This window comes from Gangjinia marincola (genome assembly GCF_039523415.1).
Lineage (GTDB): Bacteria > Bacteroidota > Bacteroidia > Flavobacteriales > Flavobacteriaceae > Gangjinia > Gangjinia marincola.
This window is the reverse complement of sequence record NZ_BAAAFG010000002.1, coordinates 442,078-454,352: the sequence shown is the minus strand read 5'-3', so window position 1 is coordinate 454,352 and position 12,275 is coordinate 442,078. Positions and strand designations below refer to the sequence as shown.

Sequence of the window (12,275 nt, the reverse complement as noted above, 5' to 3'; positions counted from 1 at the left end):
AATGAAGAATCTTATTCTAAACCTCTTACTATTACTTGGGTCAATTGCTATTCTTGCTCAAACAGGGATGAACACACCCTGGATGCAGGAGCTCTCAGCCGAAGGCGATAAATCAAGCGCTATTGATTTTAGTACAATCCAACAATCGTTTGAGAACTACTGGAAAGGAAAAGATACGACCCTAAAGGGGATAGGATATAAACAATTTAAACGTTGGGAAGAGCATTGGAAATATAATTTGCACGAAAACGGTACACTGATCACTCCTGCTGAGTTTTGGCGTCTTTGGCAAGAGAAAAATGCCATCTCAAATAGGATGAATGATGAAAGTGATTGGACCTCATCAGGACCTTATGATCATGTAAATTCAGGTTCTTGGTCTTCAGGGCAGGGAAGGCTAAATGCAGTAGCTGTAGATCCTCAAAATGCGGATGTTATTTATGTAGGAGCTCCTGCTGGTGGTATTTGGAAATCTCTTGATGCCGGACAGACCTGGGAGCCTTTGTCAGATTACTTACCGCAGATAGGTGTTTCGGCAATCGCTATTCACCCAACTAATACTAACATTATTTACATAGGTACCGGGGATGACGATGCAGGAGACACTTATAGTGTTGGGGTTTTAAAAACGATTGACGGTGGTATAACCTGGAATATGACCGATCTTAGTTTTAATGGGACAGGTAAACGAATTAATGAAATTTACTTGGACCCGTCTGATTCAGATAAAATTTTTGTTTCATCTAACAATGGTTTTTATCGATCAACAGATGCCGGGGTGAATTTTACCAGGACCTTATTTCAGGATTTAGACGATATGAAATTAATGCCCGGTAATTCTGACGTTATCTATGCAGCTACTGCAAACAGAGTTTATCGATCTACTGATAACGGCGTTTCATTTTCGAATCAATCAACGGGTTTACCTGTTTCAGGTGGTAGAACAGTTTTAGCAACAAGCGCTGCTGCACCTAATAACGTATATGTTTTAAAGGCGACTAACGGATTTAATTTTCAAGGAGTCTATCAATCGAATGATGGGGGATCGTCATATGCAAGAATTGATAATGGCACAGATATTTTTGGAGGTTCCAGCCAAGCATGGTATGATTTAGCTTTTGATGTGTCTGATACAAATCCCAATGAGATGTTCATGGGAGTAGTAAACGTTTGGAAATCTGCCAATGGCGGTCAATCATTCTCCCAGTGGAATAGTTGGAATGCTCCCAACTCTGCGCGATATACACATGCAGATATTCATCAAATACGTTACATTGGGAATACGTTATTTTTCTGCACAGATGGAGGTCTATACACCTCAATGGATGGCAATACTACAACAGATCGTACTGAGGGTCTTGTAATCAGCCAGTTTTACAGAATTTCGGTAGCTGAACAAACTTCACAAAAAATGGTGGGGGGCTTACAGGATAATGGCGGATATGGCTACACGAATGATATTTGGCATAATTACTACGGTGCAGATGGAATGGATAATATCATTAATCCAAACAACGAGAATGAAATATGGGGTTTTACACAATTTGGAGGAGGATTATATTACTCAAATAATGGTGGGCAATCTATAGCAGGAAGCATTTCTGGTGCCGGTGGAGGTAATTGGATAACACCAATCGCGATTAATGGCGATGAAGAGATATTTGCCGGTTATGGAAGGTTGTATCAACTCAATGGGAACTCTTTTACACAAATTTCAAATAACACGGGTACCATCGATGTGCTTGAGCTTGACCCATTAGATACAGATATAATGTATGTTGGCGTTAACAATTTACTCAAGAAGAGTACAGATCATGGACAGTTGTTCACAAACGTTTCAAGTTTTCCAACAAATATTACTAGTATTGAAGTAAATAATAATAACAATAATCTCATTTATGTGACTACGTCTGGCAGCAACGGAAGAGTATATAAATCTGTTGATGGAGGATCATCGTTTCAAAATATATCTGAAAATTTACCCAACACGCCAAAGCTGGTGATTAAGCATCAAGCGCAACACCCGGATAATCCTTTATTTTTAGGAACTAGTCTTTCTGTGTACCGTTATGATGATGTGAGTGGAGACTGGAGTGTGTTTGCCAATAATCTTCCTAATGTTCCAATTAGGGATTTAGAGATTAATTTAGCTGATGGGAATCTTACAGCTGCTACGTATGGTCGTGGAGTTTGGCAATCTGATATACCTATAGTTCTTCCGGCTTATGACATTAGACTTTTATCTGTTGAAGTAAACAATGAAATTTCATGTGGGTCGTCTTTGCCAAAAGTACGTGTTGAAAACAAAGGTGTAAATGATATTACGCAGATTGTATTTGACTATATTTTAGATGGAAATTCAGATCAATTTATCTGGAATGGGAATCTATCTTCGTTAGAAGAAACCACGGTTGATTTTCCAATAACTATATCCTCTTCAGGACTTCATAGCATAGCTGTTATTGCGACTATTGCTAATGATACGTATCCTGCAAATAATGAAGGAGCAACCACATTTTCTATCAATAGTTCTGGTGTTCAAAATGACATCTATGATTTTGAAGGCGATGGTGATGATTTATTAGTAGTTCAGTCCAATGGTCCTGATTTATGGGAGAGAGGTGTTCCAACGGGGAATGTGCTGAATAATGCAGCTTCAGGAACCAGAGTATATGGAACAAATCTTGACGGCCAACATGGCAATAATGTCACATCTTATTTGTTATCACCTTGTTACAATTTATCATTGATGGATCAACCTGTTCTTAAATTTGAAATGGCGTTTCAGCTTGAATTAAATTGGGATGTCGCCTACGTTGAGTACTCTATAGACGGAGGTAATACCTGGGATATTTTGGGAACTGCTAATGACGCTAACTGGTATAACAGTAATTACTCGCAATGTACATTGTGCACAGGCGCCCAGTGGACCGGTGAAACAAGTACCACAATGGCATCCTACAGTTATGATTTGACCGCATTCTCTAATGAAGAAGAATTTATAGCCAGGTTTGTATTCAAATCTGATCAGGCAGTTACGCGTGAAGGAGTCGTGATCGATGACTTTGTGATCGAGAGTCAACAACTTTCTAATCCATCTGTAGAACTTGACGGTATGATCTCCATTTACCCAAATCCGTCAAAAGAAATTATTAACATATCATATCCGGCTTACTTGAAGGATTTAACCATAGAAATGATAGATGTTACTGGAAAATTGATCAAATCATGGAGAAATAATGATGTACAAGAAAAGGAGGCAGCACTGGATATTTCTCAATTTGCGACTGGAGTATATTTTGTGAGGATAAACTCTAATCTAGGGTCGGTGAGTAAAAGAATTATAAAGCATTAAGAGTAGGAGCTGTAACAAAATTTAACTTTAGTGTACTAATGAAACGATTAAACTATAACTAATGAAATCAATCGCAAAGAATATTTCAATCGTAGCTGCAGGATTACTGTTGTTAACAGGTTGTAAAGATGAGAAAAAGGAGCAAGTAGCTCAAAACGAGATGCCTCCAGGTATTATACTTGAGAATATGGACACGCTGGTAAGTCCTAAAGAGGATTTTTACAATTATGTGAATGGAAACTGGATGAAAAACACTCAGATTCCTGATGATCGCACTACCTGGGGCGGATTTAGCGTACTAAGAAAATCTACTGATCAAGATGTGCTTGAAATTATAGCTAAAGCACAAAAAGAAGGTACTTATGATGCTAATACAGATCAAGCTAAAGCATTGGCTATTTTTGAAACCAAACTGGACACTGCTGCTAGAAATGAAGCTGGAATTACTCCCATAAAACCGGCTCTAGAAGAAATTGAAAAGGTTTCTAACCTCGAAGAATTACAAACATTATTAGCAAGAAACCCGGTAGTTTCTTCGCCTTTTATAGGATTTGGTGTTCAGGCTGATCTTAACAACAGCAAAATGAATGCGGTCTACCTTGGTGCAGGCGGCCTGGGATTACCAGATCGTGACTATTACCTTGACCAGGACGAGAAGTCCAAAGAGATAAGAGGAAAATATAAGGAGCACATCGCCAGAATGTTACAAATGCTTGGAGATAGCAAAGAAAAAGCGGTCAATGCTGCCGAAACTATCCTTGCGCTTGAAACCGCACTAGCTGAACCAAGATTGAACAAAGTTGAACGTAGAGATGCGCGCAACTATAACAATCCCCGAACCATCGAAGAAGTGGATAATATGTTAACTTCTATTGATATCAAAAAGATGATTCAGGATCTGGGAATGAAGAAAAAATTTGATACGATCCTAGTGACGCAGTTACGCTATGCAGATGCACTGGATCAATTCTTAAATGAAACTCCGATAGAGGATATCAAAACATTAGTGCGCTGGGATACATTTAATAGTTCAACAGGCAGATTGACGACAGATATTGAGCGTGCAAATTGGGAGTTTTACAGCAAATATCTTAGTGGAGCAAAAGAACAACGCCCTGCAGATGAGCGCGCGTTGGCAACGGTAAATGGTACTGTAGGTGAAGCATTAGGTCAGTTGTATGTAGATGCTAAGTTTCCGCCAGAGGCGAAACAAAAAGCAGAAACTATGATTTCAAATATCATTGATGCCTACAAAGACCGAATTAGAAAACTAGATTGGATGTCTGATTCTACGAAAGTGAAAGCAATCGAGAAGCTAGATAAATTCACCGTGAAGATTGGTTACCCTGATGAGTGGGAAGATTACTCGGCAATGGAAGTCTCTGCCGATAAGTCATATTTTGAAAATATGGCGGCGGTTCAAAAATGGGCAAAGGACAAGCAATTTGAAGATATTGGAGAGCCCGTAGACAAATCAGAGTGGGGGATGTCTCCACAAACTGTTAATGCCTATTTCAACCCATTGAATAATGAAATCGTTTTCCCGGCAGCAATACTACAACCGCCATTCTATAATTATACCGCAGATGAGGCAGTGAATTATGGTGGAATTGGCGCTGTGATAGGACATGAAATTTCTCATGCCTTTGATGACAGTGGATCGCGTTTTGACTCTGATGGAAACCTGCGTAACTGGTGGACCGAAGCTGATTTGACAGCATTTACAGATCGCGGTAATGCATTAGCGAATCAATACGATAATGTTAAGGTATTGGATAGCGTCTACGTAAACGGAAAATTCACTTTAGGCGAGAATATTGGAGATTTAGGAGGAGTGCTAGGTGCTTACGACGGACTTCAAAAATACTATGAAGAAAATGGTCGCCCTGAAAATATCGACGGCTTTACCCCAGAACAGCGTTTCTTTATGAGCTGGGCAACAGTATGGAGAACCTTGAGTAGAGATGAGGCCTTACGAACTCAAATTAAAACTGATCCTCACTCACCCGGTAAAGTACGTGCAGTACAGCCTTTATTAAATATTGATGCATTTTACGAAGCATTCAATATTGAAGAAGGTGATCCTATGTACGTCAAACCAGAGAACAGAGTCAGAATTTGGTAAAAGTTGAATATCATTAAGATAAGAAAGCCTTCAGAAATCCTGGAGGCTTTCTCTTTAGTATCGCAATCGTAATAATGTACTATTGCGATGACGGTAAAACACATAGAAATTATACTTTTTGTTGATAGAAGAAATTCGGGATAAGCTCTTCTGCTTTGGAATGTATAATTTTTCCTGTTGGTTTACCAGAATGTTCAAACGTTGGAGGCTTTAATCCTATCATTTCTGCTTTATCTTGATAATAAATCTTTTTTGGAGTGTGATCAGGGTAAACAACATTCAACGTAGGAATACTTTCTATCCATTTGAGGCTGTTAAGTATTAATGAAATCACATCATTTCGATGCACCAAATTGATAGGTGCTGAACCATTTTTTAACGTCTTACCAGCTAAGTTATGAACTGGGTGTCGATCTTCACCTATTAGTCCGCCAAGGCGAAGAATTAAAGACGTTTGGGGTAATCCTTTGATCAATTTTTCGGCAGCTAACAATTGCTCTGCTGATCGAGTTGAAGAGTATAATGTAGAGTCCTCTGTATGAGTTGGGAATGGATATCCTTCTGCGTAGACAGAAATAGAACTTGTAAAAACTATTTGTTCAATGCTGCTTAATACAATACAAGAGCATAATTGTTCAATTTTAGCTATAAAACTTGAATTTGGGTCTTTGCGCAATCCAGGTGGAATATCGACAATAAGAATATCCAATTCGTCTAAAAATTGAGTGATAGTACCTTGAATAACATCTTCAAAGAGTTCAATGTAATACGATTTGATTCCGTGTTCTTCAAGATCAGGTAGTTTCTGCAAAGAAGTAGTACTTCCTTTTACAGTATGCTGTTTTGAAACCAGTTTTTTTGCTAAAGGTAGTCCCAGCCAGCCGCAGCCTAAAACTCCGATCCTCATAATGAATTTCCTGGAGCTACAGTAAGCGAATCTTGTTTTGGCTTTCTATATAGCTTATTTAAATCTATAGTTCCAGTAACAATGGTATTATTATTCCCTCTCACAGATTTTGGAGTCATGTATTTAGCCCGCTTAGGAATACTAAATTGATCATTCGTAAGTAAATCATATTTATGCTCACTATACGTGATTAAGGGTAATTCCTGATCTCTTTTTAACTTAAATCTCATGTGTAAGGTATCCTTTGTAGCGATTCGTACGCTCAATAACCTATCGCTCCAGCGTTTTTCAAAAACATGAAAAGTGATGCCTTTATCTTCTATAGAAGGAGCAGATAAACCATTGACGATGAAATCCTCAAAACTAACTTGTTTATCAGCAAAAAAGTAAAGTCGGTTTGCATCGCGGTTAGAGATAAACTTGACGTGATAATAATCAGTTTCAACGGCTAATGTATCATTTTTGGTTACCTGGATTGAAGGTGTTTCTAAACGCTTCACTGGAGCTGCACTCGCATAAGTCACTGCGGTTCCATACTTATTATTTAAATCTAATTGTTGAGCATTGTTTGTTGAAGTATCTTCAAAATATCCCCTGGTCCATTCATCCAGCGTGGCATCATACGTTTTCCAATACGCTTTATTTGTTGCAGAGTCCAATTCATACATTAGACTATTTGGTTTTGGATTTTCTTCGGAAAAACCTGACTCAAGATGAGCCATAAAAAACACAGCTAAGGCTGTCAACAAACTCACTACGCCCCACAGGCGCTTCATTTTAAGTAATCCCACTACCGGAAGAAGTAAGCCAAACAGGAATACAGACAGTACCCCCGAAGCAACTAGAATTTTAAGACCTAATCCTACAGGGAAAAAATACACCAGCGGAGCTATAATAAAAATAGCCGGCAAACATAAAAGAGCCAGTAAAAGGGCGTTGGGCTTCTTTTGTTGAATAAGAACAAATAGAGCTATAAGTACAACGTAAAACGGAATGATAAAAAAAGCAGCACCCCTAAGCTGTAGTGCAACAATAACATTAATCAACCACCAAAAAATAAGGGGTGCAACAACAAAATTGGGGGTATCTCTTTCTTTATAAAAATACCGGTACGAAAAAAAGCAAATTGAAGTACATAAAAGGGTCAGAAAAAATATATAATAAGCTCCATTGTACGTAAATCCTTGAACAATTTCATTGTACTCAGGATACATGACTTTTAGCAATGGCCATGTGAAATTACCAATCAAACCGCACAGTATCAACGAAATCAAAAAAGGAAGAAAACCAACAGCAACGCGTTTTAAAGAAATACTTTTTTTAGAAACACCATATCCCACCAAGAACAATAATAATAGTAATCCTATGATAATCATCGGCCAAATCCAGGTGAATGGGTAATGTACCACTCCAAAAAGCGGAAGATTGGTATATACATCATCAGTCTCTGCTTTAAGCGAAGACAAATCAGCCTGCGAAAAATAAGTCAACATCGGCATGATATAACTACCCTGATGTCCCAGTGAGGTCATGTCCAGTCGCTCTGGGGTGTCTAAAGCCGTATGATAATCAAAATGATCATCAATAAACGCAAAGAAAAAGCTATCTACATCGGCAATTTCTCTAAATACCGTTGAATCAGTATCATTAGGAAGCATTTTATAAATACTGTAAAAAAGAGAAGATGCTAAAGGATGAGAAGGATTGGCCTTAGCAAATTCAGAAATGAGTTGAGTATTTCCTTGATTTGTTTCTAGAATCGTATTGGATGGTCCACCGCTTCCGCGGGCTTCAAAATTAAAAATGAGTTTAATGTCTTTAATCCAGGGATGATTCTTAACAAATAAATCTGCTCCATTGAGCCCAAACTCTTCGGCATCAGTAATAATTATAACAATATCATTTTTAGGGGATTCCTCTTTAGCTAAGTATGCTCTAATTCCTTCTATTACAGTAGCTACTCCAGATCCTGCATCTCCTGCGCCAGGCACAAAAAAATTTCGCGAATCATAATGGGACATTACGGCTATTGCATCCCCGTTTCCGGTTCCTTTAATTCGTGCTAAAATATTACGTGGATACGTGAATCCTCCAGACGCATTTAAGCTGTAGCCCTCTTGGGTTTGTACCTCAAGACCATACGACTGAAGTTCTTGCACAATATAATTTCTTACTTGCGTGTGATTAGCAGAACCTGTGGGATGAGGTTTTTCGGCAATTTTTTTAACATGTTCAAATGCCCGGGACACTGAAAATGTCGAATCATCTATGTTTTCATCATCGGGCTGTGGATGTGGGGTAAGACTGTAAAAGCTGTACCAAATGGCAACAAGTATCAGAAAAAATGCGAATAAAGTATACTGGCGTTTCATTCTTAAAAGGTTTGACTAAAAGTAGTGAAAAATATACCACATGTGTTAAACATGAGAATAGATAAGTAGTAAGTGATTTGAAATCAATAACTTTAGGTGAAATAAATGATACGATTATGGGAATTAAAAGCTTTCAAGGAAAAAGAGCAGAAACAAAAATCGATACCAGCGCACCAATCAAGGTAAGCGATTATATGACTAAAAAACTAATTACCTTTCATCCAGATCAACCTGTAATTGAAGTAATGGATGCATTGATCAAACATAAAATAACCGGTGGACCGGTAGTAAGTGAAGATGGCGAACTTGTTGGAATAATTTCTGATGCTGATTGTATGAAACAAATTAGTGAAAGCCGATATTTCAATATGCCTGTCTCGTCTGAAACAGTATCAAAATACATGTCTACAAATCTTGACACAATGGATATCAACGAAACAGTATTTGATGCGGCAACAAAATTTCATCAAACCAGCCATAGAAGATTCCCGGTGCTAGAAAACGGAAAACTTTGTGGAATGATTTCCAGAAAGGATATACTAATTGCGGGACTTAAACTACAAGGGCAACGTTGGGGAAACTAGCGATTACGCTTTACCAGTGCGTAAAAGTCATTTTCTAAAGGTAGATAACCCTGATCGTAAATGAAATAGTAGACATTACCGGCTTTAGTAGTGTAAATGCTGGTGAAGTAATTAAAATCAAACCCTCTTTCCAATAATTTGTATTTAGAGGTTTTTATTTTTTCGTTGGGGTTTAGGGCTTCGAGAATACGGTAGTTCTTTCTCAATCTGTTATTGATATTGCGCACCAGATTTTTACTGTCTTTATTTAATTTGTTATTATACGCATTACGACAATAATCGCTACAAAACTTTTTGTCGATACGCCCTACTATAGTTTCGCCGCATTCTAAACACTCTTTTTTCATGTATTAAAAGTACTAAAAAAGAAAAAACCTTCATTTGCAAAGCAACTGAAGGTTGATAGAATATAAAATAAAGTTGTTATTCTCTATTCGTGAATTACACGCACGTTGATTGCGTTCATACCTTTACGGCCTTCTGCTTCATCATACTCTACAACATCTCCTTCGTTTAAAGCTTCGCCATTTAGACCAGTTACATGAACAAAAATTTCATTTCCTGTGTCCTCGTTTACGATAAATCCAAAACCTTTAGATTCATTGAAAAATTTTACTGTACCTCTCATAATTGTAATAAAAATAAATTTAAAAAAACAAAAGTAATAATAAATTCAGTAGTAAGAGGTGTTTTACAAAATAATACCCCTGATTTACAATTATTTAATGTTGTTTTTATCGCGCATTTTTTTAATATTTTCATCACTAAGCGTATAATCTTTGAGATGTTTTCCCTTGTAGCTGGTGTAAATAAAGAGGGGTAAAAAGATGAACGAGGTGAATAATATCGTCACTCCGATGATTTTTTTACCCACATCTACATCGGTCGTCTCCTTAATCCAAAAACCAACGGCGATGCTTATTAAAATAGAGATAAATAATATGGCGATTATTTTCTTCACCTTACAATGTTACCTTAATGTTAAGTTCGTTAAGCTGTTCTTCATCTAACGCAGCTGGAGCATCGATCATTACATCCCTCCCGGCATTATTTTTAGGGAATGCGATAAAATCCCGTATTGTTTCTTGTCCACCTAGAATAGCAACCAGCCGATCTAATCCAAAAGCGATCCCGCCGTGTGGAGGTGCGCCATACTCAAAGGCTTCCATTAAGAATCCAAACTGTGCCTGAGCTTCTTCTTTACTAAATCCTAGTAGATCAAATAATTGACTTTGCACCTCTCTATCGTGAATACGAATAGAACCACCGCCAATTTCATTCCCATTTAATACAAGATCATACGCATTGGCATTAGCTTTTCTTGGATCAGTTTTTAAAAGTTCAAGATGTTCTGGCTTTGGTGCAGTAAAGGGGTGATGCATGGCATGATAACGATTAGTTTCTTCATCCCATTCCAACAATGGAAAATCTACCACCCACAATGGTGCAAACTCATGTGGTTTTCTCAAACCTAAACGTTCACCCATTTCCATACGTAAGGCACTAAGTTGAGTTCTTGTAGTATGGGCTTCGCCCGAAAGAACTAACATAAGATCGCCTTTTTGGGCTCCTGTGGCTTTTGCCCAGGCTTCTAAATCATCCTGATCGTAAAACTTATCGACAGAAGATTTATAACTCCCATCTTCATTACATTTAACGTAGACCAATCCTAGTGCGCCTATCTGTGGTCGTTTGACCCATTCAATAAGTTTGTCAATTTCTTTGCGCGTGTAAGATGCAGCACCTGGAACGGCGATTCCTACCACTAGTTCAGCATTATTGAAAACATTAAACTCTCTGTGTTGGGCCACTGCGTTGAGTTCCCCAAATTTCATCCCAAAACGTATATCGGGTTTATCGTTACCATAGGCTTTCATGGCATCTGCGTACGTCATTCTAGGGAAATCTTGAATATCAACTCCGTTAATCTCTTTTAAAAGATGACGTGTTAGCCCTTCAAATGTCTGCAAAATATCTTCTTGTTCCACAAAGGCCATTTCGCAGTCTATTTGGGTAAATTCTGGCTGGCGATCGGCACGTAGATCTTCATCTCTAAAGCACTTAACGATTTGAAAATATTTATCCATACCACCTACCATTAAAAGCTGTTTAAAGGTTTGAGGAGATTGTGGCAGTGCGTAAAATTGACCCTCATTCATACGGCTGGGCACCACAAAATCGCGGGCACCCTCAGGCGTGGATTTGATGAGGTAAGGTGTTTCTACATCAATAAATCCTTGATCAGAAAGATATTTTCGTACTTCCATCGATACCTTATGTCTAAAGATAAGGTTCTCTCTAACCGGTTTTCGGCGTATATCCAGGTAGCGGTATTTCATGCGTATATCTTCTCCACCATCAGTTTCATCTTCTATCGTAAACGGTGGAGTCTTAGCTGAGTTTAGAATGGTAAGTTTTTGTACTAAAACTTCAATATCTCCTGTAGGAAGCTGTGGATTCTTTGATTCGCGTTCAATAACCTCACCAGTCACGGTGATCACCATCTCTCTGGTCAATTTTCGCGCCTGCTCCATCGCTTCTTGAGAGCTGCGCTCCTCATCAAAAATCAACTGCGTAATCCCGTAGCGATCCCTCAAGTCTACCCAAATCATAAATCCCTTATCACGGGTTTTTTGTACCCATCCAGACAATATAACTGTACTGGTGATATCTCGAAGACGTAATGCTCCATTGGTATGGCTTCTATACATAATATTCTTACTTATAAGGTTGCAAAAATAGCAAGTATTATATCAGCTACATACCTTTTCGTTAAAATATAATCTCAAAATCTATAAAACGTATAAAAAATAAATAACATTAAGTAGTTGATTTTAAGTTAGATATATCTTCAATGTAAATTTAATGTTACCTAAACTTTGATTTAAAGTAAATATAACGTTAACTTTGTATCATCAATGAACCCCATAAA

General features: G+C 38.0%; 9 protein-coding genes. 3 read left to right on the top strand and 6 right to left on the bottom strand.

Annotated features, from left to right (window positions below):
- Position 1: 1 nt before the first annotated feature.
- Both ABD000_RS03580 and ABD000_RS03575 read left to right on the top strand, forming a co-directional pair.
- Positions 2–3,355 (top strand): T9SS type A sorting domain-containing protein, encoded by a 3,354-nt coding sequence (locus ABD000_RS03580; RefSeq protein WP_343763911.1) that lies wholly within the window; start codon positions 2–4, stop codon positions 3,353–3,355.
- A 61-nt stretch (positions 3,356–3,416) separates the two neighbouring features.
- Positions 3,417–5,480 carry a M13 family metallopeptidase gene (locus ABD000_RS03575; RefSeq protein WP_343763909.1) on the top strand — a complete coding sequence of 688 codons (2,064 nt, stop codon included), beginning with the start codon at positions 3,417–3,419 and terminating at the stop codon, positions 5,478–5,480.
- 109 nt (positions 5,481–5,589) lie between these two features.
- On the opposite strand, the gene ABD000_RS03570 is transcribed toward ABD000_RS03575, so the two are convergent.
- Together ABD000_RS03570 and ABD000_RS03565 are read right to left on the bottom strand one after the other, a co-directional pair.
- Positions 5,590–6,387: a Rossmann-fold NAD(P)-binding domain-containing protein gene (locus ABD000_RS03570; RefSeq protein WP_343763907.1), complete on the bottom strand. Its 798-nt coding sequence runs from the start codon at positions 6,385–6,387 to the stop codon at positions 5,590–5,592.
- Positions 6,384–8,759, bottom strand: coding sequence for a M28 family peptidase (locus ABD000_RS03565; protein ID WP_343763905.1), 2,376 nt, complete (start codon positions 8,757–8,759; stop codon positions 6,384–6,386). The genes ABD000_RS03570 and ABD000_RS03565 overlap by 4 nt, the downstream gene beginning before the upstream one ends.
- Before the next feature lie 77 nt (positions 8,760–8,836).
- On the opposite strand from ABD000_RS03565, the gene ABD000_RS03560 reads away from it, so the two are divergent.
- Complete coding sequence (locus tag ABD000_RS03560) at positions 8,837–9,343, top strand: CBS domain-containing protein (RefSeq protein WP_343763903.1); 507 nt, start codon at positions 8,837–8,839, stop codon at positions 9,341–9,343.
- Here ABD000_RS03560 and ABD000_RS03555 read toward each other — a convergent pair.
- The 4 genes from ABD000_RS03555 to aspS form a co-directional block, all read right to left on the bottom strand.
- Positions 9,340–9,690, bottom strand: a complete 351-nt coding sequence (locus tag ABD000_RS03555) for a hypothetical protein (protein WP_343763901.1) — start codon at positions 9,688–9,690, stop codon at positions 9,340–9,342. The two genes, ABD000_RS03560 and ABD000_RS03555, sit on opposite strands and share 4 nt — an antisense overlap.
- Before the next feature lie 83 nt (positions 9,691–9,773).
- Entirely contained in the window at positions 9,774–9,971 is a 198-nt protein-coding gene (locus ABD000_RS03550; protein ID WP_343763899.1) for a cold-shock protein, read from the bottom strand.
- 90 nt (positions 9,972–10,061) lie between these two features.
- Positions 10,062–10,304 carry a hypothetical protein gene (locus ABD000_RS03545; RefSeq protein ID WP_343763897.1) on the bottom strand — a complete coding sequence of 81 codons (243 nt, stop codon included), beginning with the start codon at positions 10,302–10,304 and terminating at the stop codon, positions 10,062–10,064.
- A gap of 1 nt (position 10,305) precedes the next feature.
- Entirely contained in the window at positions 10,306–12,054 is a 1,749-nt protein-coding gene (gene aspS, locus ABD000_RS03540) for an aspartate--tRNA ligase (RefSeq protein ID WP_343763895.1), read from the bottom strand.
- Positions 12,055–12,275 lie beyond the last annotated feature (221 nt).